This window comes from Clostridium sp. DL-VIII, assembly GCF_000230835.1.
Taxonomy (GTDB): Bacteria; Bacillota; Clostridia; order Clostridiales; family Clostridiaceae; genus Clostridium.
Map to the genome: position 1 here is coordinate 3,213,498 of NZ_CM001240.1, position 24,703 is coordinate 3,238,200.

The window sequence follows — 24,703 nt, forward strand, 5'->3', positions numbered from 1 at the left end:
ACTTTGTATATAAACTATTAACTCATAACTTTTAACTCTTAACTGAGAGCAAGGGGTGTTAAACTTGGATTTAAATTTAGAAGAGATAATAAAAGCAGTAGATGGTGAGATTATAATTAAAAATAATGAAGGTTTGTTTAACAGGATCTCTACAGATACAAGGAAAATAGAAAAAGATAATTTATTCATCGCATTAAAAGGTGGAAATTTTAATGGAAATGATTATGCTATACATGCGTTTGAAAAAGGTGCAGCAATAGTAGTAATCGATGAAGTAAAATTTGATTTTAAAGAATGCGATAATATTGGAACTGTTATTAAAGTTAAAGATACTAAAGCAGCGTTAAGTGATTTAGCAAGGTTTTATAGAAAAAAACTTGGAGTTAAAGTTGTTGGAATAACTGGATCCACAGGAAAGACATCAACAAAAGATTTGATTGCTGCATTTTTAAGCGGGAAATATAAAGTATTTAAGACTCAAGGAAATTTTAATAATGAAATAGGATTACCTCTTATGATATTTGAATTATCAAAAGAGATAGATATTGCTGTGCTTGAAATGGGGACGAGTAATTTTGGTGAAATAAACAGACTTGCAAGTGTCGCACTTCCAGATGTTGCTGCAATAACTAATATTGGAGTTGCACATATAGAATATTTGAAGACAAGGGAAAATATACTTAAAGAGAAGATGTGTATAAGTGATTTTTTTGAAAGTAAAAATTCTCTAATATTAAATTGTGAAAATGATATGCTTAAGACGGTAAAAGAATCAAATAAGTTTAATCTCCAAAGAATAGGTTATGATGAAAGTTATGATCTTTATGCTAAGAACATCAAGTTAACATCAGAAGATACCTCTTTTGATGTAATAACAAAAGATAATGAAAGTCATAGATTTACCTTAAATATGATTGGAGAGCATAATGTTCTTAATGCTCTTATAGGTATTCAAATAGCAAGAGATTTTGGACTTACCTTTGAAGAGATGGAAAAAGGTCTAAGGAATTTTAATGCAACTTCCATGAGACTTGAATTTATAAAAAAGGATAGTTTTACAATAATAAATGATTCATATAATGCAAATCCTGACTCTATGAAAGCAGCACTTGAAGTTCTCAGGAATTATTCAGGAAATAAAAAAATTGCGGTTCTTGGAACAATGGGTGAGCTTGGAGATTATGCTACGGAAGCACATATAAAGGTTGGAGAATTTGCAAGAGGAAAAGCAGACATTTTATTGACTACAGGAAAATTTAAAGAGTGTTTTAAAAAGGGCTTTGAAGAAGGAACAATGATATTTGAAACTAAAAAAGAGCTAATGGAAAAATTAGTTGATTTAATTGAAGCAGACAGCACTATTTTAGTAAAGGCTTCTAGAAGTGAGAAATTTGAAGAAATAATTAAGTATATAGAAGAAGTAAAATAAAACGAAGGAGGTGACTTGCCTTAAGTTTGACATCTTAAAGAAATAATTGTTGTTTGCTGTTTATTTAAAAGTATATGGGGGAGAGTAAGCAGTGTTAAAAATACTTCATACGGAGTATAGTTTATATCTCAGATAATATAACTAGAATAATTGCAAAGTTACTGCGATTACTTTAACTTAGATGTCTTAGGCAACACTAGATGGGGGAAGTAGTAAACATATTAAGTAATTATAAAATTTTGGCACCGTTAATAATAGGATTTTTATTTGCAATAGTACTTGGGCCAATATTCATACCGATATTGCATAAACTGAAATTTGGGCAGAACATTAGAAAAGAAGGACCTAAAAGCCATCAGAAGAAATCGGGAACACCTACTATGGGTGGGCTTATATTCTTTATTGCAACAGCTGCTGCAATATTAATTTTGGGACAAAAGCTTATGAATAAGGAAATGATTATGCTATATTCATTTCTTGCATTTGGCTTTATAGGATTCTTAGATGATATATTAAAGATAATACATAAAGATAATTTGGGATTAAGAGCAGCACAAAAGATGATATTATTAGTTGTATTTTCATTAGCATTAGCATGGTATGGATATATAACAATAGGAAGTGATATTTTAATACCATTTGTAAATGGAGAAGCAAGAATTTTAAATTTAGGCATTTTATATATACCGTTTATAGTATTTTATTATGCAGCTGTAACAAATGCAGTAAATTTAACAGATGGAATAGATGGTCTTGCAACTTCTGTTACTATAATAGTATTAACCTTTTTTGCAATAGTAAGTTTTAGAACAAAAAATACTGAAATCACAATTTTTTCGGTAGCATTAATTGGCGCATTACTCGGATTTTTAAGGTTCAACGCTTTCCCAGCGAAAATATTCATGGGGGATACTGGTTCTCTAGCTCTTGGTGGAGTTATAGGCACAATAGCTTTAATGTTAAAAATGGAGATATTTGTAGTTATAGTAGGTGGAATATATGTTATTGAAACTTTATCTGTTATAATCCAAGTTACTTCATTTAAGTTGACTGGCAAAAGAGTGTTTAAAATGTCTCCTATACACCATCACTTTGAACAGCTTGGATGGAGTGAGATAAAGATAGTTACAGTATTCTCTATTATTACAGCAGTTTTATGTGTGATAGGTTTTATGGCACTTTAGTTAATTAGATTTGGAGGATTTATGTATGAAAGGTATTAGGTCCAAAAGAAAAAATAAAATGGGTGAAATAGATTATGGGGTATTTTACTCTGTCCTTTTACTGCTTTCTATCGGGGTAATTATGGTTTATTCTGCAAGCTCGTATTATGCGATGTTTGTAGTTCATGACAGCATGTATTTTCTGAAAAAACAATTGATATCAGCAATAATCGGTGTTATCGCTATGTTATTTACGATGAGTTTTGATTACCATAAGATAAAGAGATTTACAATAATGGCAATGATACTAACTATACCATTGCTTTTAGCCGTGTTTCTCTTTACTGGTGTTAATGGAGCTCAAAGATGGATTCCGCTTGGACCATTTGGAAGCTTACAGCCATCTGAAGTTGCAAAATATGTTGTAGTATTATTTTTAGCTATGAGTTTAGAGCTAAAAGGAGAAGGAGTTAAAACATTATCGACAGGAATAGTTCCTTACTTAGCAGTTGCAGGCTTTTATGCAGCAATTGTACTTGCAGAAAAAAACTTAAGTATTGCATCGGTTATAATGATAGTTACTTTTATTGTTCTTTTCGCAGCAGGAGGAAAGCTTAAGCATTTATTTGGAATTGTAGCTCCAGTCTTAGTGGCTGCTGCACTTTTCTTTACTTTTTCATCAGATTACAGAAGAGCAAGAATGTTAAATTTCATAAATCCATGGCAGGATCCAACAGGAGACGGTTATCAATTAATACAATCTTTTTATGCGTTAGGTGCAGGTGGGATTACTGGCCTTGGTCTTGGCCAATCAAGGCAAAAAACCTTATATATGCCAGAACCACATAATGATTTTATCTTCTCAATAATAGGTGAAGAATTAGGTCTTATAGGGTGTTTGTGTATAATAGCTCTCTTTATAATATTAATTTGGAGAGGGATTAGTGTAGCAATGAAAGCGAAAGATACTTATGGTACACTTCTTGCAATAGGGATAACATCTGTTATAGCTGTTCAGTCGCTTATAAACATAGCAGTTGTAACAGGTTCAATGCCAGTTACAGGAGTTCCACTGCCATTTATTAGTTATGGGGGATCAGCCTTAGTAATAAATATGACGGCAATAGGTGTGCTTCTAAATATATCAAGGCAGCGTGAAGGAAGAGAATAATAAAAAAATATTAGTATTAAGTTATGGATTTAATTTATATGTTGAATATTTATTCATTATACAGGGCAAAGAACTAAGAAATAATTCTTTGTCTTGTATTTTTTTAGAAAATATAGAAATCTATTTGAAAATTTGATGAAAATATTTTGTTAAAGTGTTATTATTATATATGAAATTTGTATAAAATATTATTATAGTAAAACATATTACAGTGTATGTAATATGTTAAGAATAGGGATGTATATGGCAAAATTAAATCATAATAAGTTAACAAATACCAAACGAATAAAGAGTAATAATAAATTAATCTTAAGATTAAAAAAGAGAAGATTAATTAGAAAAATTATATTAATTGGTATAATTTTTGCTGTCGGGATAACAATTTTTTCAGTTAAATCAAATTTTTTTATAATTAAAAAAGTAGCTATTTTAGGAAATCCAGTAATGAGCGGAGAAGATGTTAAAAAAAATACAGAGAATTTGATAGGCCAAAATATTCTGTTTATAAGCAATAAAAGCATTATAGAGCAGGCAGAGAAAAATCCATATGTAGAAAGTGTTGAAATAAGCAAGGCATATCCTAAACAAGTTAATATTAAGGTGACAGAAAAACAAGGAGCTTTTTATATTGAACAAGATGGACAAAATTATGTATTAGATAGTGATGCGAGATTGTTAGAAAAAACAGATGATGTTGAAAATCGGAGTTTAGTAAATTTAAAAGGAATTGAGTTGAAAAATGTTGATTTAGGAAGCAAAGTTTCAGATGATGATCGAACATTGCAGCTTTTGAATATTTTTTATCAAATAATAAAAAGCAATCCTACTAATTTCAATATAGATTCCATTGATGTAAGTGATTTTATGAATATAAAAGTATATATAGGAAAAGTTGAAGGTAGACTAGGCGATGATGAAAACATACCTGATAAAATGAATAAGCTATTACATATAATTGAAAATCCTAATATTGGAATTGTAAAAGGATATGTAGATGTAGGCTTTAATGGAGCACCTGTATATTATAAGGAAGAAAGGTAGGTTAGGGATGAAAATATCTAGATCTCAATTATTTGTAGCAATTGTTTGTGCACTATTAGGTTTTTTATTAGCATATCAATTTAAAGTCTTATCTAACAAGAATATTGAATCTAATATTAATAATTATGATAAAAATGATATAATTTCAGAAATTGAAGCATTAAAGAAAGAGAAAGAAGAATTACAGACTACAAATTCTAAATTATCTGAACAACTTAAGGAGATGGAAGAAACAGCATCTAAAGACGGTAATGTTGGTTCGGATATAAAAAACCAACTAGATAATGCCAGAATGCACTTAGGGGTTGTTGATGTAAAAGGGCCAGGTGTAGTACTTACTATAACACCTAAAACGTCAATGTTTGGAGGCACTTCTAGTGATGGAAACCGAGATTTGGGTGAAGATGAGCTTGTTCACATAGTGAATTTACTTTGGTATTCTGGTGCAGAGGCAATATCTATAAATGATATTAGGATAACTCCCCAGACAGGGATCAAAACAGCAGGAAATAGTATTGCAATAGGTTCGACTGGAAGAGTGTATCCAAGAGATAAGATTGTAATCAAAGCAATTGGAGATAAAGGAAGACTCAATGTAGGAATATCTTTTCCAGGTTCTTTAGATTATCTAGCTCTTCTTAATTACAATAATGATGTAAAATCAGAAGATGACATATTTATAGGAAAGACAACACAATCATTGAAAAATGACTTTATGAAGTCAGTTAAAGAATAGGGGAGAATTAATTTGATTGCAGTAATAGGACTATTAATTGGAATAATATTAGGATTTGTATTAGATGTTAATATATCAGATAAATTATCACCATATATGTCTGTAGCTATACTTGCATGCTTAGATTCAGTATTTGGAGCAATTAGGGGAAATCTTTCTAAAAATTTTCAACCAGATATTTTTATATCGGGATTTTTTGGTAATGCACTGCTTGCAGCAGCTCTTGCTTATTTAGGAGACAAACTAGGAATACCAATATATATGGCAGCAGTAATTGTGTTTGGAGGAAGAATATTTGATAATTTCGCAATTATAAGAAGATTATTATTAGAAGAATTTAAGAATAGAAGAAAGAATAGGACTAAAAGTGTTACTGATAATAAAGAAGAAAATGATATTAAATAAAGAGGTGATGTGATGAAAAATAATAAGGGGTTTTTCTTTGTTTTCATTGCAACCATAATATTAGGGGCATTAATATCGATGAACTTTAATTTTCAAAGGGGTCAAACATATAATCAGTTAAATTCCACAGAATATCTAAATGCTGTAGAGGAAAGAGCAGCTTTATATAGAGAGGTAGGAGACCTTAAAGAAGATAATAGTGAAAAGATGAATAAAATAAGGAATTATGAAGAAAATGATACTAAAAATGATAAAATTTTAGAAGATATGAAGGCTCAGATAGGTGATTATGAAACCCTTATGGGATTAACTAAAGCAGAAGGTTCTGGAATTATATTAACTATAAATGATGGAAATACAAATGTAATTGAAGATAATTCAGATGAAATCCATGACAAACTCCTCCATGATTATGATATGGCATTGGTTTTGAATGAATTACGTGCTGCCGGGGCAGAGGCTATTAGCGTTAATAATCATAGAATTGTACCGTGGTCTGGAGTAATATGTAATTGGGCCTTCATAGGCTTTGAGGATGGAAGTATGGAATATGCTCCTTTTAATATTTATGCCATAGGAGATCCAGAAAAGCTAAAGGCAGCACTTTTAGAAGATGGAAGTCACGTAAAGCAGCTTATATTTAGAAAGCTTTATGTTAATATTGAGGAATCTGATAAAATAATAATGCCACCAACAACAGCAAATTCAAATGTTAAGTATATGGCTAGAAATGATGAAAAGAAATAAAATAAATTAATATTTTTGAAGGAAATTTTAATTTTGTATAGAATATAACTTATGAGGAAAGGAATAGTTTTTTAGGTGTTGATTATGGGAATTAAACAAAATATAGAAAAATTACAATCTAGGATTCCAAAAGAGGTGAAGCTTTTAGCAGTTTCTAAGACAAAGCCGCTAGAAGATTTAGAAGAAGCATATATGGCTGGAATGAGGGATTTTGGAGAAAATAAGGTCCAAGAAATGATAAAAAAAGCAGAAAGCTTTCATGAGGATGTTAGATGGCATATGATAGGTCATCTTCAAAGTAATAAGGTTAAGTATTTAGTAGATAAAGTTTATTTAATACATTCTTTAGATAGCATTGCTCTGCTTAACGAAATAGAAAAAGTTTTTGGAAAAGCAAATAAATCTGTAAATACTCTCATTCAGATTAACATTGGAAGGGAAGATAGTAAAAGCGGAATATTAGAAGAGGACTTATATGAATTTATAAGAGCAATTGAACAGTGCAAATATGTATCTGTAAAAGGTTTAATGGTCATTATTCCAGTAGGAGATGAGGAAAGCAACAGAAAATATTTTAAGAGAACAAAAAAAATATTTGATGAGCTTAAGGAAAAAGAAGGAGAATATAAAAATATCAGGATGAGCATATTATCCATGGGAATGACTCATGATTTTATGACAGCAATAGAAGAAGGTTCTAATCTAGTTAGAATAGGAACAGGAATATTTGGGGAAAGAAATTATAATTTAGGAGGCGGAAAAAATGAGTAACGTTTTGTCAAAGGTTAAATCTTTATTAGGATTTGAGGATTATGAGGATTATGATGATTACGAAGATGAAGAATATGAAAATGAGATGAAAGATGAAGAAGAAATGGAGCCAGTTATTACAAATAAGAAGAATAGCAAGGTTGTAAATATTCATACATCTTCAACTACAAAGGTAACAATAACTAAACCAGTTGATTATGAAGAAGCAACAGAGATTTGCGAAGCACTTAAAAACAGAAGAATAGTTTTAGTAAACACAACAATGTTAGAATTAAAAATAGCACAAAGATTATTAGACTTTATTAGTGGCTCTTGCTATGCTTTAGGAGGAGAACTGCAACAGATTGAGAAGGGTGTATATATTCTTTCGCCTTCAAACGTTGAGGTAACAAATGAATTAAAGAATGAACTTAGTTCAAAAGCAATATTTAATTGGTCTAAGTAGGAGGAATAAAATATGACATATAGTGTTTATATGGTTCTTAATTTGTTATTTAACTTATTGGAACTTGCTATATTCATAGAATGTATAGCTTCATGGATTCCACAAATTCAAGGAAATAGGTTTGTAAATTTAATACATAACTTTATATATCCTATTTTGGATCCTTTTAGAAAACTACAAGATAGATTTATTCCAGGACTTCCGGTTGATTTTTCACCTATATTTGCATTTTTAGTTTTGAATTTACTTAGAGGTCTTATTCGTTAGCTATGAAGGAAAGAATAATCAAATATTTTACAGATGATGAAAGAGATGAAGCATTAAATTTATATGAAAGATATCTATTATCCCAAAATAAGAATATTACTGTATTTGGAAGAAGCTTTTATACTCCAAATGTATGGAAGTGGTTTGAAAACAATTTGAGTACCAGAGATTTTAAAGTTGAAAGTGATGGACTTTTTGAAGATGCTGAAAGAAGAATGGTTTCATTTAACAATACTTACGAAAGTCCTTTCCCTATGAAACTGATTAAAATTCAGAATACATCAAAGTTTACAAGTCTTACCCATAGGGATTTTTTGGGTGGAATTTTATCTCTTGGGATAGAAAGAAGCAAGATTGGTGATTTATTGGTAGATAAAGATGCTTGTTATATTCCAGTGCATGAGGATATAGAAGAGTTCATTTTATATAATATAAATAGAATTTCTAAAGTTGTTTGTAAAGCAGAAGTAATTGATAGTTTAGAACTAATTCCGAAGCATTCATTTGAAGAAGAGATCATTTTGGTTTCTTCTTTGAGAATTGATGGTGTGGTTTCTAAAATTACAAGGTTATCCAGAGCTAAAGCGCAAGCAATGATTGAACAAGGTCAGGTGCTTATAGATTACATTAAGATAAAAGATAAAAGTTATGAACTAAAAGGTGAAGAAAGAATTACAATTAGAGGTTTTGGTAAATTTATATTAGGTAATTCTATTGGAAACAGTAAGAGTGGAAGAATTAAGATTATTATAAAAAAATATACATAATTGAGGTGAAAGTATGAAGTTAACACCAATGGATATAAACAATAAAGAATTTAAAAAGGGGTTAAGAGGATACAATCCTGATGAAGTTGATGAGTTTTTAGATGAAGTAGTTGAAAATTACGAAGAACTTTATAAAGAAAATGCTACATTAAAAGAAAAACTCACAAATCAAAATGAAAAGTTAGAACATTATTCTAAGATTGAAACTACTATTCAAAATACATTGCTATTAGCCCAAAATGCAGCAGAGCAAGCTAAAAATTCGGCACAAAAAGAGGCTGAGCTGCTACTTAAGAATGCAAATGAAGCAGCACAAAAAATTATGGATAAAGCCCATAATGATGTTATACAAATTAATGATGAATACGAAAAAGTTAAGCAGGAATTTATTAAATTTAGAGCAAAATATAGAAACTTCATGAATACACAGCTCGAAACCTTTGATGACTTAGAAAAAGAATTTATTAAAAATTATAATATATCTGATCCGGTGGATGATAATGAAGCAGTGCATGAAGAATTAAAAGCAAAAGAAATAGTTTCTGATGAGATAATAAGTAAACCTGAAGAAGAGGCTATTTCGAATCATAAAAATACTTCATTAAATGATGAATTAAATGAAATAAAGAGTTTTTTTGTTCAAAGTGAATAAGAGTAATAAATAATCAGCATAAAAATATTTTATGCTGATTTTGCATTTTGATAATAAAAAAATCACATATGAAATGTGATTTTTTATGTATATAGTTATTAATTAAAATTTCTAATTAGTATATATATTAATTTTCTTTAGTTTCTGAATCATTAAATTTGCTATTTAAAATTACTATATCAACTCTTCTATTGGCAGCTCTTCCTTCTTCGGTATCGTTGCTTTGAACAGGTCTGTATTCACCATATCCTAAAGAAGATAATCTCTCGGGTTTAACATTTCCTTTTGTGATTAGAAATTCAACCACGTTTGCCGCTCTGACGGCTGAAAGCTGCCAGTTTGAATGAAAGTAGTTTGTGTTGATGGCCACATTGTCAGTATGCCCCTCAACATGTATGTAATTATCGATTCCGTTTAAAACTTTTGATATAGATATTAACTTACTTTGCCAATCTGGCTTTATTTCTGCTTCACCACTATTAAAAAATACATTATCGTTAAAACTTATTATCAGGCCTCTTTCTTGAATTGAAGTAGTGACACTTCCTTTTAATTCGGAGTTATTAACAAGTGCATCAACTTTTGCTTTTATATCAGAAAGTTTTTCTGTTTCAGCAGATGAATCATCAGGATTATCTGTATCGTCGACTACATCAGGAGGTGAATTAGTACTATCAGATATAGCAATGACATTTTGCCCACTGCCTTGATTAAAAGCAATCTTTAGCGATCTTGCAAGTTCCTGAGCTTTTTTGCTATCAACATTAGAAATAGCATACATCATTAAAAAGAAAATCATGAGTAAGGTTATAAAGTCTAAATAAGAAAGCATCCATCTCTCAGTATTATCTTTTTCTTTTCTTGAACTTTTCCTCATAGCTAATACCCCTTCTATATTTGATTATCAAATGACTTAGCTTGTTCTTCAGTTAAATAACTACAAAGTTTACTTACTAAAGTATTAGGGTTAACACCTTCTTGTACAAGAAGAACTGCCTCGATAATCATTTCTTTTTCTATGATTTCTTCTTTATTCATTTCTCTGAGCTTACTAGCAAGAGGCAGCCAAAATAAATTTGCAGTACCAAGACCATATAATGTTGCAACGAATGCTGAAGCAATTTCTCCACCCATTTTAGCAGCATCACTAAGATTAGCAAGTACTATAACCAAACTTGTTACTGTTCCTACGATACCCATAGTAGGAGCATATCCACCAGCAGCAGTTAACATCTCAATGCAATCTTCGTGTCTTGAGGAAAGGTTTTCGAGTTTGGTATTTAAAATGCTTTTAACAGAAGCTGGATCAATACCGTCTACTACCATTTGAAGACCTTTTTTAATAAATGGGTCTAAACCACTTGTTAATTCAGATTCTAGGCTTAAAAGGCCGTCTTTTCTTGTCTTAATTGAAACTTCCTTGAAATATGCTATGTGTTGCTGTAAGTCAATATTTCTTTGCTTAAAAGCTAAAACTATTACTTTAGGCAGTTTTTTTACTGTTTTTGCTGGAAAAGAAACAGTAGTAGCTCCTAATGTACCCCCTATTACAATTAATGCAGAAGCGCCCCTAAGTAGTGCGAGTATTGACCCGTGTGATAATACATACCCTAATATTATACAGCCAAACGCAAATATCACACCCAAAATTGTCATAATGTCCATAAATTTTTCCCCCTTATTTATACGTGAAATTTGAATTTTATGATTAATTATTCATATTATGACCTAAAATAGGAATAATAAGAATATTAATACACAATGCATAAGCATATACTAATACTAAATAATGATAACATATTATAAAATAAATGTAAAACTCTTAAAATTATCAAAATTAGACTAATATAATGTAAAATTTTACAAAATATTTTCTATAATATTATTTGTAAAGTATTATTTAATATATTATAATGTTGAAAGAATCTGCATGATAGAAAGGTATTATTATATGGAAAAAAATATATTTGTTGTTGATGAAAAAGATCAAGGAATAAGAATTGATAAGTATTTATCGGAAGTTTTTAATGATAAATCAAGATCTTTTATTCAAGGACTTATAGAAAAAGAAAATATTAAGGTTAATAATAAAATTCCTAAGAGCAATTATAAGATAAAATCTTCTGATGAAATTGAGGTAATAATTGATGAACCAGAGATATTAAATGTAGATCCAGAGGATATACCAATAGGGATATTATATGAAGATAAAGACATTATAGTTGTAAATAAAGAACAAGGAATGGTAGTTCATCCTGCACCAGGTAATTATAATGGAACATTAGTAAACGCTTTACTATTTCATTGTACGGATTTATCGAGTATTAATGGAGTAGTAAGACCAGGAATAGTTCATAGAATAGATAAAGACACTTCAGGCGTTTTGGTAGTTGCTAAAAATGATGAATCTCATAATAAGCTTTCAGAGCAATTGAAGGATCATTCTATGAAAAGGGAATATTATGCGTTAGTTGAAGGCAGAATAAAAAATGATAAAGGGACTATTGATAAGCCTTTAGCTAGAAGTAAGAAGGATAGGTTAAAGATAGGAATAGTTGAAGGTGGAAAAAGGGCTGTAACTCATTACCAGGTTATTGAAAGGTATAATGGTTATACCTTAATAAAATGTGTGCTCGAGACTGGAAGGACTCATCAAATAAGAGTACATATGGCATCAATTGGGTATCCTCTAGTTGGAGATCCTTTATATGGTTTTAAGAAACAGAGATTTAAATTAAAAGGTCAAATGCTTCATGCTAAAACCTTAGGTTTTATACATCCGAGTAAAAATGAATATATAGAATTTACTACAGAACTTCCAGAATACTTTCAAATAATATTAGATAAATTAAGAAACGAATTAAAGTAATATTAGATAACTTAATAAATTATTTAAAATAATAGTGGAGGGGTATCATGAAATTAAAAGCAATCCTATTAGATGAAAAAGCTATAAATAGAACATTAATTAGAATTTCTCATGAAATAATTGAAAGAAATAAGGGAGTTGAAGACTTAGTTTTACTTGGAATTAAAACTCGAGGCTATCCACTTGCAAAGAGAATTGCAAACTATATTAAAAGTATTGAAGGCAAAGACGTTCCAGTTGGCTCTGTAGATATAACATTATATAGAGATGATTTGACAGTACTCCATGAGGATGCTGAGGCAAAAAACCTGCATTTAGGGCCTGAAATAAAGGATAAGAAGATAGTAATAGTTGATGATGTTTTATATACATGTAGAACTGCCAGAGCGGCAATTGATGCTATTATAGATGTAAATAGACCTACAGGTATTCAACTGGCTGTTCTCATTGACAGGGGACATAAAGAATTACCAATAAGGGCGGATTATGTAGGAAAAAATATTCCGACTTCAAAAGATGAAATTATTTCAGTATCATTAAAAGAAATTGATGAAGAAGATTCAGTTAAAATATACGATTCAAATGCAAATGAATAAATAAGGAGACTAAAATATGTATGATCTAATTGCAACAAGTACTTTTGGGATAGAAAGTATAACAGCAAAAGAGTTAAAGGGACTTGGATATGAGGATTTAAAGATAGAAAATGGGAAAGTGACTTTTGAAGGCGATGAAATGGATATAGCAATTTGCAACATTCATTTAAGAACTGCAGATAGAGTTTTAATAAAAATGTCTGAATTTGAAGCAAAATCTTTTGAAGAGTTATTTCAAGGAACGAAAAAGGTGGATTGGAGCAGTATTATTCCAATAGATGGAGTAATGCATGTTGTTGGAAAAAGTATTAAATCAACTCTTCATAGTGTTCCAGACTGTCAGTCAATAGTTAAAAAAGCTATTGTTAAAAGCATGAGTGAAAGTTATGGAATAGAAACCTTTAGTGAAAGTGGTCCTGTATATAAAATAGAAGTGTCAATATTAAAAGATATAGTTACACTTACAATAGATACAACAGGTCCAGGGTTACATAAAAGGGGTTATAGAGAGCTTGCAGGTATTGCTCCTTTAAAGGAAACACTAGCTGCCACATTGATTTTAACATCTAGATGGAATGATAATTTTGAACTCATAGATCCTTTTTGCGGTTCTGGAACTGTATTAATTGAAGCAGCTATGATAGCTCAGAACATAGCACCTGGAGTGAATAGAAGTTTTGTATGCGAAACATGGCCATTAATGAGTGGGAACACTTTTAATACAGTAAGAGAGGGGGCTAAAAAGTCTGAAAAAAATAAGGATATTAAATTAATAGGATATGATATAGATTACAGAGTGCTTAAAGTTGCAATGGAAAATGCTAAAAAAGCTGGAGTGGACAAATATATAGAATTTCAAAAGAGAGATTTTATGGAGTTTTCTACTTCTAGAAAATATGGATTTGTTATATCTAATCCACCATATGGAGAAAGAATAGGAGAGAAAGAAATACTAAATACCCTTTATAAACATATGGGTAACACAAAGAAGAAATTAGAAAGCTGGGATTTTAATATATTAACTTCCTTCGAACCTTTTGAAAAGGTATTTGGAGTAAAATCTACTAAAAATAGAAAGTTATATAATGGTAAGATTAAATGTTATTATTATCAATATTTTGACAATGAAAAGATTAAAAACCATGGAGATATTTTAATCAATCAGTTAATATATTAAAAATAACGGTAGTAAAAGTTAATAAAGTTAAGCTAACTTAGTTATATAGTTAATAAATGAAAGATTAACAAATATAGCCTGTAAATATATTTACAAAATATTTTGCTCATGATAAAATGAGATAAAGCTAAATATGGTAGCAAAGGCGCTAACAATTAAATAATATTGTTAGTGCTTTTTTTGTTTTATTAAAAAATATTATTTGAATTTAAATTTGAATATAAATATGATTTAATATTGAATTTCATAAATTAATGATTAAAAAGTAAAATAGTGTTTATTAAAAATAATTTAGAAGAAAGGGGTTCATATGATGGGAGAAGTGTACCAAAAAATGGCAGAAAAGATACCCAATATGAGTAAATCACAAGAAAAGATAGCAAAGTATATATTATCACATCCAAACAGTACGCCTTTTTTAACTGTTGAAAAATTGGCTAAATTATCCGGAGTCAGTATTGCGACTGTCACTAGATTCGTAATCTTTTTGGGATACAGAGGGTATCCAGAGTTTCTAAAAGATACACAGGAATCTATGCAGGAGCAGGTATCTAAGACTGAACGTATAAAAGTTGATTTCGAAAAAAACAGTGATGAAGAAAAAGAAATCTATAATATTTTTGAAGAAGATTTAAATAATATTAAATTGACTATGGAGGAACTTAACTTATATGAATTAAAAAAAGCAGTTGATTTATTATTAGGTGCTAAGAGAATATATATAGTTTCAAGAAGAAGTTCAACTGTACTCGGAACGTTTTTTAAATATTATCTTGATTTAATGTTTAGCAATGTTTATTTAATTGAAAACATAGAGCAAATTCCAAAGCAAATCAGCGAGGCGTGTGATGAGGATGTAGTTATTGGAATTAGCTTTGAAAAGTATGCTAGGAGTACTGTAGAAATCTATACTCATTTAAAGAAAAAAGGAGCTACTACTATAGCAATTACAGATAATATGTTATCGCCGCTCGTACCATACTCAGATGTTACATTAACAGCTATAAGTAAAGGTTCTACACTTATTGAATCTTTTTCAGCACCACTAAGTTTGATTAATGCATTAATTGCATGTGTTGAAAAAGAAAAGAAAGACTTTTTTAATAGCAATGTAGAATTATTAGACGAAGCGTGGAGAAAATTTGACTTATTTATTTAGGCATAGAATAGAGGTGTAACTTTAAAACTTGAGTTATGTGGCAGATTACCGAAATCATAAATATTGTTGTTTCGTCAGACTATGAAAATTTCGCTGGAAGCTACTAAATGGAAGGTTGCACACATTTCTGCATGTTCCCAATATACATTGTGACAAGCAGTAAATGCAACAACCTTCCATTAAGTAGCTTTAACAGCTTATTTTCAAAGGCTGACTGCACAAAAATATTTATGATTTCTAGTGAAGCTATCCACTTTAAATCTAACAAAGATGTAAATATATTTATCTAATAAGTTGAATATAGAAATTGAAATATCTATATTGATAAATAAACTATACAAGTCAAATTTGTAAAATTTTTCTCTCTATCTATATGAAGGTATCGACTTAAAGTTAAGAATTAAGTTGATGCCTTTATTTTTATTTAATAATTGAAAGGTGATTAAGCAAACATTTTTATAGATACAAAGATTTAAAATTATAAAGTGAGAATAATAGAAATTGTGTAATTTGATTTGGTCATAAATACAATTATGGTATAATGTGTATATTGCATAACACGTATTAGTGGATTATTGTGAACCAAAGATTATTTATATAATGAATTGGAGATGGTATTTTGAAAGAAAATGAAATATTAGTTAAAAATAGGGTGGGATGGGATTCTATTGCCGATGAATGGTTTGGGGCAACTTCATTACCTACATATGGTCCGACTTTACCTAAAGAAGATAATTTGAATTTGTTTAATTTATTAGATAATAAAAAAGTTTTAGATATTGGTTGCGGTAGTGGACATTCTCTGCTATATACAGCTAAACGTGGTGCTAAAGAGTTATGGGGGTTGGATTTATCTTCAAAACAGATAGAGAATGCAAAAAAACTTTTATCTAAAAATAACATAGATGCGAATTTATTTGTGTCACCTATGGAAGATAATCCAGGCATACCAGAAAATTACTTTGATTTTGTTTACTCCATATATGCATTTGGATGGACCACTGATCTAAAACAGTCCATAGATTTAGTTTATAAATACTTAAAGAAATCTGGCGTTTTTATATTCTCTTGGGATAATCCATTGATGCAGTGTATAAAAGCAGAAGGCAATAAATATACGCTTTATAGGTCGTATTTGGATGAAGCAACTATTGATTTAACAAAAGGTAATCAAGCAATGAAACTAAAGAACTGGAAATTATCGTCATATATTAACGAACTGGCATCTGCGGGATTTAAAATTGATAAGTTAATTGAAGAAACTGATAAGGATATTCTTACCCAGGAACATGATTTTACATTAAAATACTATTCAAAGCACAAAGCTAAATTAATTAATACTTCGTTTATTATTAAAGCAATTAAATTATAGTATTGATTACTGAGAAAAACAACATCACATAGATCATAATAGCAATAATTATTGGGCAATGTGGTGGCAAAAGACTAAACCTGATTTACAATGTTGTTGCAAGAAATTTATTTAGAAGGAGTTGGGAAACAATGAGTAAAAAGGGAATAATTTTTGATTTAGATGGTACTTTGTGGAATGCTTCAACACAGGTGGTGCCAGCATGGAATATTGTTCTAAATCGACATAGTGAACTTGATAAGCAGATAACAATAAATGATATGAAAGGATTTATGGGAAAAACAATTAATGTTATAGCAGAGATTATGTTTCCTGAAATGGATTTAGAAAAGAGTGTGGAAATACTTAAAGAATGCTGTAATGAAGAGCAAAGATATTTACGAAAACATGGTGGAATTTTATATCCTAAGTTGGAAGATACGTTAAAATTGTTATCTGAAAATTATTCGCTTTTTATTGTAAGTAATTGTCAAGATGGATATGTACAGGCTTTTCTCGATTATCATAAATTATGGAGCTATTTTAAAGATATTGAGATGTCAGGAAGAACAGGAAAAAGTAAGGGAGAAAATATAAAAATTATTATTGAAAGAAATAAACTAAAAGAATCCGTATATGTTGGAGATACAAGTGGTGATTTAGATGGAGCTAATTATGCTGGTATACCATTTATTTATGCTGAATATGGATTTGGGCAATTAGATAATGTGAAATATTCAATAAATAACATTTTTGATATAAATAGAATTGTAGGTAGTATTTTGTGAGATAAAAAGATTACAAATTTTAATACATCTTATAAATCGAAATAGTATATTATCCTAATTTACATATAATCTTTAATTTGTTTTAAATTGCAACTACAAGTTAACAAAAAATACAGCCTGATTATTAGAATGCAACCATCGGTTTTGATAATATATAAACATCAAAATCAAGGAGGAATCAATATGGATTTATCAGAAAAAATTTTGAAGTTAAGAAAGGCAAATAATCTATCACAAGAACAACTAGCAGAAAAACTTGATGTATCAAGACAATCAATTTCGAAGTGGGAATCAGGTCAATCTATACCTGATGTGGAAAAGTTAATTGCACTAAGCAATATTTTTAATGTTACAATTGATTATCTTCTAAAGCCATCGGAGATTGATGAACTATCTATTAAAACAGAAATATTAGAAAAGAAGCAAAAAGAACTATTAGATAAAAATAAAAAAATTAAGAATATTACATTTCGCGTTTTAAGTTGTATTTCTGTTTATTTAATTGCAATAGCAATAGTTTTTGTACTTCACTCTATGTTTTTTATGTATATATATCCACCTGTGGTATTTAGTATATTTCTAGTTGCAACATCTATTTCAATTCTTATTAATCTAAAACATACAAGAGTAAATAAATAAGTTTGAGCATAATACGAACGTAATTATAAGATGCAATAATGCACAAAATTTTGATAAAACGTAATAGCAAATTATGATGAATTAAGGTGTGGTGAAATATGAAGAAATCAATGTAATAGGATTTTTGATTTTATTTACTTATTGTAAGCATTATTCTTATTAGGATGATCGTATCATAAAATTATTATGTATTAGGAGGGATTCGGTTGGAGAGAAGATTTAGCCTATTGTTTGGGATAATCGGAGGTTTTTTTCTTACACAGATAAATGGACTATTTCAACTACAAATGGCTTTTGGAAGCGTGAATGGATACGTTACAGATGTTATATTTAGGATACTTTCAATAATAGGACTCATATGTATTATTTATTTTAGCATTTTATTAATTATTGATGCGATTAAAACAGTACACAAAAAGCATTAATATAGATAATTTTTGAGGTAAGGAGGTACAAACTACTATGAAAGAAATATTTAAAAAGAAAAAGATAAGGAGCTTTCATCCAATGAAAAGGAGTTAATTATGAAATTTATAAATTCAAGAAAAATAAAGATAGGAAATATACCAGCGATTTTATGGGGAGAACTTTCAGATAAAATGTACATATTTGTTCATGGGAAAATGTCAAACAAGGAAAGTGCACAAGAATTTGCTAAAATAGCGGTTGAAAGAGGATATCAAGTGCTTAGCTTTGACCTTCCCGAACATGGTGAGCGAAAAGATACTAATTATAAATGTAATGTTTGGAATGGAACACATGACCTTGAAGTAATTGGAACATATGCGCAAGAAAATTGGACGGAGATAAGCTTATTTGCATGTAGCCTTGGTGCATATTTCAGTTTAATTGCATATAAAAATCTTTTAATCAAGAAATGCTTATTTCAGTCACCAATTCTTGATATGGAGCATCTTATAGGTAAAATGTTTAAATGGTTCAATGTTACAGAAGAGCTACTTAGAGAAAAAAAGGAAATATTCACACCAATTGATATATTTTCATGGGATTATTATTGTTATGTAAAAGAATATCAAATTGATAAATGGGATATACCTACTACAATTATTTATGGAACAGAGGATAATCTGCAAGATCGTGATGTTATAGATAGTTTTGCAAATAAGTTCCATAGTGATTTAACAATATCAAAGGGAAGTGAACATTCTTTTCATACAAAAGAGCAATCACAAGCTGTTACACAGTGGTTAAGAAAGTATATTTAATAAGAACAATAGAATTTATGGTTTACAACTTCAAATTTAAAATTGAGTTATAAATTATAATTTAAAGGGGTATTTTAATGAGATGTTTATTAGTTATAGATATGCAGGAAGACTATGTAGGGAATTCTAGGAATATAAGAATGTATCCTTATAATGCTAAAGAACTTATATATTCTATTAATAAAAAAATTTCGGAATATTCTAATGAATCGGTTATTTATATTGTAAATAGATTTTTCTGGGAAATTGGGAAAAAGCAAAAAAGTTTAGTTGACGGGCTTTCTATCATATCTAATAATGTGTTTGAAAAAAGAAAGGCAAGTTGTTTTTCTAGTGAACAGTTATTGGAGTATTTACAGAAGGTCGATGCGAGAGAACTTGAATTAGTAGGAGTAGATGGTAATTACTGTGTAGGAGCTTCAGCTATTGATGGAGTAGCCAAGCAGTATAGAATTTTATTTAATGAATCGCTAATTGGTATTAGAAACTATAGCAAATTCAGAAAGATGAAAAAGAAATTGCAGAAAATAGGAGTGGTTTTTACATCCTAAACAATAAACATGTAATATTCAATGGCTGATCAAGAAAAAATGGTGATATTATGATTTCGGTAAATGAATTTATATTAACAATATCCTTAAAAAGTAGTAGTAAACTATAACGAGTTAAAGTGCAGTGAAATATGAAGAAATCAATTTTAATTGGATTTTTGATTTTTTTACTTATTGGAAGTATTATTCTTATTAGGATGATCGTATCATACAAAACTGAATTTGATAGACAAGAATCTAAAGTATATTCATTTAGTGGGAAAGACACAAATATAAGAATAAGTAATGGAATTATTATTATATTTCCTAATAAGCAAATAGTTAATGGTGGAGATATACAATTTATTGGGAACAATCAAGAGAAGATAAAATCTTATTCTAAAACTATTTATTTAGATAAAAAAGTTAATAAAGACATAATTTTATCTAATACAGTATCTTATCAAGGTTGTGCTGATGGAGCTATGTTTGCAGATGAATTTCTATCAAATAAAAGTGCAGGAGAGATAAGTTCAGATAAATTATTTACCAAATCGGATATAAATAACATTAAAGACAACCTCTATTTTTCTCTTGAGTATTCAACAGTTGATGGAAAAACAGAACACTTTACAATCAAATTAAATGTAAAAGAATTTGCTATGGATTGAACTAATTAAATATTTTAATTTTTGACTTTATACCTTGCTTTATGTAATAATATGAAGTCTGAAGTTAAAGTAAATTAGACTATACGTTTATAGATTGTATATATATTTAAGGTATCGACTTAAAGTTAAGAATTAAGTTGATACCTTTATTCTTATTCAATAACTAAAATGTAATTAGTTATATTCATTTTATAAACACGAGCATTAAAAATTAGAAAATGATAATCAAAGTAAATATACAATTTTAATTATTAATAAATACAGTTATGGTATAATATGTATACAAAGTAACGAATTCTCTGTATTTGAATGTTGCATGAGGAGAGATTCTATTGATAATGAATAAGCGAAAAATTTATTTGTTTACATCTATAACCGTATTTATTGTCTTAATTTCAGCTGGAATTTTCATAAAAATGAATAATGCCAAGAATAGTATTTTTATTACAAAAAAGTTAGATGCTAATGAAAATACTTATAAAAAGATTAATGATAAAGTAAGTCAAACTATCAAAGAAAACGGAGTTTACTTATTAAATACAGGAGAAGATAATGTAACGTATTTTATTTTAGATGGTAGTCATATAAGCTTAAAGAACGAAGCACCATATTTTTCAGATATAAAAATCGGAAATAAAGGAAACTCAATTATTATTTACTTTAATGAGGAGCTGAAAATTTACCCAGATATTAAATATCCTGAACATAGATTAATATATAAAATTATAAAAGATACGAACACTGAATATATAAGGGTATTCAAGAATGGAGAAGAAACGCACTTTGATTCTGTTATTTGTCCTTAATTTGTAGTCTTCATATAAAACGTAATTGTAATTTAAAGCGAGCTATATATTAATTCAAGAAAGGGGAAAAATATACGATGAAAGCACAAATTAATCTTATTACGATTTGGACAAATGATATAGTTAAAATGAAAGAGTTCTATAATCAAGTCCTATGATTCAGAATTGAAAATGATCTTGGCAATTATGTTGAATTTGAAAACGATGGAGCAAGATTTGCTATTTGTATGAGAGATGTTATGTATGGGTATAGTAGCGAATATAGGAAAGAGCCATTTGGACAGGGATTTGAACTTGCTTTCCCATGTGAAAGTCCTAATGATGTTGATGAATCATTTATTAAGTTGTTAATCTGCAAAGGAGCCACTTCTGCTCATGAACTACAAGATATGCCCTGGAATCAAAGAGCAGCATGATTTGCTGACCCAGATGGAAATGTACATGAAATTTTTGCAGAAATTAAATAGTAGATAGCTTTCTCAAAGGGTGTAACAACGTAAGAATTTTTAATTGTTACATTACCATAAAATAGAAATAATCGTTATTTATAGCCGCAGATGAGCTTCGGATTGGAGGATTAAAAATGGGTATTGATATATTAAAGCATTTTTAAAATTATGGAGGTCAAAAGTGAAAATACAAATAATAGAAGAAAATAAAAAAGACTTTTAAGATCTGCTGTTATTAGCAGATGAACAAGAAAATATGATTGATAAATACCTCCAAAGAGGCATTTGTTTGCAATATATGATAATGCTTAAGAGAGGAATCTGCGTAGTGACTAAAGAGGCAGATAGAATCTATGAACTAAAAAATATTGCTATATATAAAGAATTCCAAGGTCATGGTAATGGAAAGAAATTGGTTAAGCATATTTTTGAATATTTTAAAAATGATTGCGCTATGTATGTAGGAACAGGAGATAGCCCATTAACAGTACCTTTTTATAAAAGCTGTGAATTTATAGAGTCTCATAGAATTAAAGATTTTTTTATAGATAATTATTATAATCCAATTTATGAATGCGGAAAGCAATTAGTTGATATGGTGTATTTAAAGTACAAATACACTTATTAAATACAAAGATGGGGGAAGATAGATGAAAGAATTTAATTCGGAGTTTTGTAATGTGAAATTTATTGATAAGGATAAAGTAGTGTTACTAACATGGAAAAAGTTTGTTTGTGGAGAAGATTATAGAAGACCAACATCATTTGCATGTGAGCTTCTTAAAGAAAATATAGCAAGTAATTTTGTTGTGGATGCTAGAAATGGTTTTGAAGATGATAATGAAGATGTAGAGTGGGGATTTTCTATATTATTACCTAGTATGGCACAAACCACATGTAAAATAGTTTGTCTTCTTATGAATAAAGTAATTGATATTGACGAAGAGATGGACATGTGGACAAAGGAATTTGGAAAGTATTTTGCAGTTATAAAAGCATCAGACTATGAAAATGCGATAGAAAAAATAAAAAGATTATTATAGAATTATAATTTTGATAGTAAGACTAAAATGAGATTAGATGAAGATTATTTGTAGTTTACTTAAAAAGAAGAAAGGGGATTGGATATGCTTAAACTTGTAAAATTAGAAAAAAGATATATGCCGCAATTATTAGATATGATGAATGAATGGTATGCTACAGGAGAGAAAATTATACCGTATGCAATTAGGAAAGTAGATTATCATGATTATACAATATATGTTGATAGCTTGGAAGTAAAAGAAAATAAAACTAATTTGGTACCTGACTCAACTTTTTTTTGTCTTGATGAAGAAAGAAATATTTTTGTAGGAGCTGTAAATATAAGACACTTTTTAAATGATAATTTATTAAAAAACGGTGGACATATTGGGGATGGAGTGCGACCTTCTGAGCGTAGAAAAGGAATTGCAACAAAAATGATTGGATTAGCATTGGAGGAATGCAAGAAACTAGAGATAAATAAAGTGTTAATGGTTTGTGATAAGAATAATATAGCATCTGCAAAAAGTATTCTTAATAATAGAGGCATATTAGAAAATGAGATTGAAGTTAACGGAATTATAGAGCAACGATACTGGATAAATAATATATAACTAAAAATTTCTTAGGGGCTTAGGAGTATAATTTGAATTTCTATAATATAGTAATTTGTGGAGGAGATGTAAGCATGAATACAAGAACTATCATGATTTTTCCTGAATTTGAAAATATTCATGTTATAAATAATATACGCAGAAAATATGATCCTTTGGTAGATTTAGTTTTGCCACATATTACTTTAGCCTTTCCTTTTGATAGTGGAATAACTAATGAGGAAATTAGCTTATATTTAAAAGAAAGTCTAAGAGATATACATCCATTTAAAATTGAATTAGAAGGTTTTAGCAAACAAGAAGAGAAAACTGAAAAATACTTATTTCTAAATGTAGCACAAGGTGTAGACGTATTTAAAAACATTCATGACATATTATATAAAGATAAACTAAAGCAATTTAACATGGGGCATAATTATGTTCCGCATATGACGGTCGGAAAAGTATCTTCTACGGAGTTACTTAATAAAGCATTGGATGATGTAAACAAGCATTATAACGAGAAATTTAGCACTGTGGTAAAAAAGATATCAGTTGAGATGATTGGTGAGCATCAAGAATCAATTATTGTAATAGAGCATGAACTTAATTAAGAAAGTTTAAGTTATATTATAAATCGAAATAGTATATTGTTGCGAAAAAATGTTCAAAAGAGAATTAAATCCAGGAGCATGGATAGAAGGATCTTCAATGAAAAGTAAAAAATGAAGGAGCATAGTACATGTTTGATTTAAGATATGCAACACACAAGGACTATAATTTTTTATATGAGCTAAATAAAATTACAATGCTGAAATATATAGAAAAGATATGGGGATGGGAAGAAAATATACAACAAAAATTTTTCGGAGATAAATTTTCACATGAAAAGTATAAAATTATAGTTTACGATGATGTGGACATAGGTGTTGTAGCAGTTTCTACAAATGATAATTCTATTTTTATTGAGATTATTGAAATATTACCAGAATATCAAAGCAAGGGAATTGGCACTGAGATAATAAGTAAAATAATCGCTGATTCAAAAAATAAAAATTATAGTAGAGTATGGCTTCAAGTATTTAAAATGAATCCTGCTAAAAAATTATATGATAGACTTGGATTTTTAACAAAAAGTGAAACAGAAACACATTATATAATGGAATTAAATTTAAAATAATCTATTCGTGATTTTCAGATAAAACAGAATAATAAATAACTGTAAAACAGCA

At 29.0% G+C, this 24,703-nt stretch carries 31 protein-coding genes and 1 pseudogene; 30 read left to right on the forward strand and 2 right to left on the reverse strand.

Going from position 1 to position 24,703, the window contains the following annotated elements; translation table 11 throughout:
* Positions 1-64: 64 nt before the first annotated feature.
* The 12 genes from murF to CDLVIII_RS14795 all read left to right on the forward strand — a co-directional run bounded on the left by murF (position 65) and on the right by CDLVIII_RS14795 (position 9,594).
* Positions 65-1,429, forward strand: a complete 1,365-nt coding sequence (murF, locus tag CDLVIII_RS14740; RefSeq protein WP_035301805.1) for a UDP-N-acetylmuramoyl-tripeptide--D-alanyl-D-alanine ligase — start codon at positions 65-67, stop codon at positions 1,427-1,429.
* A gap of 200 nt (positions 1,430-1,629) precedes the next feature.
* On the forward strand, positions 1,630-2,613 hold the full coding sequence (mraY, locus tag CDLVIII_RS14745) for a phospho-N-acetylmuramoyl-pentapeptide-transferase (protein WP_009170250.1): 984 nt from the start codon (positions 1,630-1,632) through the stop codon (positions 2,611-2,613).
* 25 nt (positions 2,614-2,638) lie between these two features.
* Positions 2,639-3,763, forward strand: a complete 1,125-nt coding sequence (gene spoVE, locus CDLVIII_RS14750; RefSeq protein WP_009170251.1) for a stage V sporulation protein E — start codon at positions 2,639-2,641, stop codon at positions 3,761-3,763.
* A gap of 243 nt (positions 3,764-4,006) precedes the next feature.
* Positions 4,007-4,804, forward strand: coding sequence for an FtsQ-type POTRA domain-containing protein (locus tag CDLVIII_RS14755; protein ID WP_009170252.1), 798 nt, complete (start codon positions 4,007-4,009; stop codon positions 4,802-4,804).
* A 7-nt stretch (positions 4,805-4,811) separates the two neighbouring features.
* Positions 4,812-5,540, forward strand: a complete 729-nt coding sequence (locus tag CDLVIII_RS14760) for a DUF881 domain-containing protein (protein ID WP_009170253.1) — start codon at positions 4,812-4,814, stop codon at positions 5,538-5,540.
* 12 nt (positions 5,541-5,552) lie between these two features.
* A complete protein-coding gene (locus CDLVIII_RS14765) occupies positions 5,553-5,945 on the forward strand; it encodes a small basic family protein (RefSeq protein WP_009170254.1) in 393 nt (130 codons plus the stop codon).
* A gap of 12 nt (positions 5,946-5,957) precedes the next feature.
* Positions 5,958-6,692 carry a DUF881 domain-containing protein gene (locus CDLVIII_RS14770; protein WP_009170255.1) on the forward strand — a complete coding sequence of 245 codons (735 nt, stop codon included), beginning with the start codon at positions 5,958-5,960 and terminating at the stop codon, positions 6,690-6,692.
* A gap of 84 nt (positions 6,693-6,776) precedes the next feature.
* Entirely contained in the window at positions 6,777-7,463 is a 687-nt protein-coding gene (locus tag CDLVIII_RS14775) for a YggS family pyridoxal phosphate-dependent enzyme (protein WP_009170256.1), read from the forward strand.
* The gene (sepF, locus tag CDLVIII_RS14780; RefSeq protein ID WP_009170257.1) at positions 7,456-7,908 is read left to right on the forward strand and encodes a cell division protein SepF; all 453 of its coding nucleotides are present in this window, start codon (positions 7,456-7,458) and stop codon (positions 7,906-7,908) included. The genes CDLVIII_RS14775 and sepF overlap by 8 nt, the downstream gene beginning before the upstream one ends.
* A gap of 12 nt (positions 7,909-7,920) precedes the next feature.
* Positions 7,921-8,175, forward strand: coding sequence for a YggT family protein (locus CDLVIII_RS14785; RefSeq protein WP_009170258.1), 255 nt, complete (start codon positions 7,921-7,923; stop codon positions 8,173-8,175).
* 2 nt (positions 8,176-8,177) lie between these two features.
* Positions 8,178-8,942: a YlmH/Sll1252 family protein gene (locus CDLVIII_RS14790; protein ID WP_009170259.1), complete on the forward strand. Its 765-nt coding sequence runs from the start codon at positions 8,178-8,180 to the stop codon at positions 8,940-8,942.
* A gap of 13 nt (positions 8,943-8,955) precedes the next feature.
* The gene (locus tag CDLVIII_RS14795) at positions 8,956-9,594 is read left to right on the forward strand and encodes a DivIVA domain-containing protein (RefSeq protein ID WP_009170260.1); all 639 of its coding nucleotides are present in this window, start codon (positions 8,956-8,958) and stop codon (positions 9,592-9,594) included.
* Positions 9,595-9,721: 127 nt separating this feature from the next.
* Here the strand turns inward: CDLVIII_RS14795 and CDLVIII_RS14800 are convergent, their stop codons facing one another.
* A complete protein-coding gene (locus CDLVIII_RS14800; RefSeq protein ID WP_009170261.1) occupies positions 9,722-10,471 on the reverse strand; it encodes a flagellar motor protein MotB in 750 nt (249 codons plus the stop codon).
* A gap of 14 nt (positions 10,472-10,485) precedes the next feature.
* On the reverse strand, positions 10,486-11,259 hold the full coding sequence (locus tag CDLVIII_RS14805) for a motility protein A (protein WP_009170262.1): 774 nt from the start codon (positions 11,257-11,259) through the stop codon (positions 10,486-10,488).
* Positions 11,260-11,545: 286 nt separating this feature from the next.
* Between CDLVIII_RS14805 and CDLVIII_RS14810 the strand changes: the two genes are divergently transcribed.
* The 18 genes and pseudogenes from CDLVIII_RS14810 (at position 11,546) to CDLVIII_RS14895 (ending at position 24,651) form a co-directional block, all read left to right on the forward strand.
* Positions 11,546-12,463, forward strand: coding sequence for an RluA family pseudouridine synthase (locus CDLVIII_RS14810; protein WP_009170263.1), 918 nt, complete (start codon positions 11,546-11,548; stop codon positions 12,461-12,463).
* A 47-nt stretch (positions 12,464-12,510) separates the two neighbouring features.
* Positions 12,511-13,059: a bifunctional pyr operon transcriptional regulator/uracil phosphoribosyltransferase PyrR gene (pyrR, locus tag CDLVIII_RS14815; RefSeq protein WP_009170264.1), complete on the forward strand. Its 549-nt coding sequence runs from the start codon at positions 12,511-12,513 to the stop codon at positions 13,057-13,059.
* Positions 13,060-13,075: 16 nt separating this feature from the next.
* Positions 13,076-14,236: a class I SAM-dependent RNA methyltransferase gene (locus tag CDLVIII_RS14820; protein ID WP_009170265.1), complete on the forward strand. Its 1,161-nt coding sequence runs from the start codon at positions 13,076-13,078 to the stop codon at positions 14,234-14,236.
* A gap of 313 nt (positions 14,237-14,549) precedes the next feature.
* Positions 14,550-15,395: a MurR/RpiR family transcriptional regulator gene (locus CDLVIII_RS14825; protein WP_035301806.1), complete on the forward strand. Its 846-nt coding sequence runs from the start codon at positions 14,550-14,552 to the stop codon at positions 15,393-15,395.
* A gap of 619 nt (positions 15,396-16,014) precedes the next feature.
* Positions 16,015-16,767 carry a class I SAM-dependent methyltransferase gene (locus CDLVIII_RS14830; RefSeq protein ID WP_009170267.1) on the forward strand — a complete coding sequence of 251 codons (753 nt, stop codon included), beginning with the start codon at positions 16,015-16,017 and terminating at the stop codon, positions 16,765-16,767.
* A 131-nt stretch (positions 16,768-16,898) separates the two neighbouring features.
* Entirely contained in the window at positions 16,899-17,534 is a 636-nt protein-coding gene (locus tag CDLVIII_RS14835; protein ID WP_009170268.1) for an HAD family hydrolase, read from the forward strand.
* Between the two features lie 183 nt (positions 17,535-17,717).
* A complete protein-coding gene (locus tag CDLVIII_RS14840; protein ID WP_009170269.1) occupies positions 17,718-18,173 on the forward strand; it encodes a helix-turn-helix transcriptional regulator in 456 nt (151 codons plus the stop codon).
* 206 nt (positions 18,174-18,379) lie between these two features.
* Positions 18,380-18,598 carry a hypothetical protein gene (locus CDLVIII_RS14845; RefSeq protein ID WP_009170270.1) on the forward strand — a complete coding sequence of 73 codons (219 nt, stop codon included), beginning with the start codon at positions 18,380-18,382 and terminating at the stop codon, positions 18,596-18,598.
* A 99-nt stretch (positions 18,599-18,697) separates the two neighbouring features.
* Positions 18,698-19,399, forward strand: a complete 702-nt coding sequence (locus CDLVIII_RS14850) for an alpha/beta hydrolase (protein ID WP_009170271.1) — start codon at positions 18,698-18,700, stop codon at positions 19,397-19,399.
* A gap of 77 nt (positions 19,400-19,476) precedes the next feature.
* Complete coding sequence (locus tag CDLVIII_RS14855) at positions 19,477-19,950, forward strand: isochorismatase family protein (protein ID WP_009170272.1); 474 nt, start codon at positions 19,477-19,479, stop codon at positions 19,948-19,950.
* Positions 19,951-20,081: 131 nt separating this feature from the next.
* Complete coding sequence (locus CDLVIII_RS32040) at positions 20,082-20,600, forward strand: hypothetical protein (protein WP_009170273.1); 519 nt, start codon at positions 20,082-20,084, stop codon at positions 20,598-20,600.
* A gap of 338 nt (positions 20,601-20,938) precedes the next feature.
* Positions 20,939-21,406 (forward strand): hypothetical protein, encoded by a 468-nt coding sequence (locus tag CDLVIII_RS14865; protein ID WP_035301808.1) that lies wholly within the window; start codon positions 20,939-20,941, stop codon positions 21,404-21,406.
* Positions 21,407-21,483: 77 nt separating this feature from the next.
* Positions 21,484-21,822 (forward strand): annotated as a pseudogene (locus CDLVIII_RS14870) (VOC family protein).
* Between the two features lie 259 nt (positions 21,823-22,081).
* Complete coding sequence (locus CDLVIII_RS14875) at positions 22,082-22,483, forward strand: GNAT family N-acetyltransferase (protein WP_242835995.1); 402 nt, start codon at positions 22,082-22,084, stop codon at positions 22,481-22,483.
* 22 nt (positions 22,484-22,505) lie between these two features.
* Positions 22,506-22,898, forward strand: a complete 393-nt coding sequence (locus CDLVIII_RS14880) for a hypothetical protein (protein WP_009170274.1) — start codon at positions 22,506-22,508, stop codon at positions 22,896-22,898.
* 84 nt (positions 22,899-22,982) lie between these two features.
* Positions 22,983-23,492, forward strand: a complete 510-nt coding sequence (locus tag CDLVIII_RS14885; RefSeq protein WP_009170275.1) for a GNAT family N-acetyltransferase — start codon at positions 22,983-22,985, stop codon at positions 23,490-23,492.
* Positions 23,493-23,566: 74 nt separating this feature from the next.
* Positions 23,567-24,085: a 2'-5' RNA ligase family protein gene (locus CDLVIII_RS14890; protein ID WP_035302323.1), complete on the forward strand. Its 519-nt coding sequence runs from the start codon at positions 23,567-23,569 to the stop codon at positions 24,083-24,085.
* A 128-nt stretch (positions 24,086-24,213) separates the two neighbouring features.
* Positions 24,214-24,651 carry a GNAT family N-acetyltransferase gene (locus CDLVIII_RS14895; RefSeq protein ID WP_009170277.1) on the forward strand — a complete coding sequence of 146 codons (438 nt, stop codon included), beginning with the start codon at positions 24,214-24,216 and terminating at the stop codon, positions 24,649-24,651.
* Positions 24,652-24,703 lie beyond the last annotated feature (52 nt).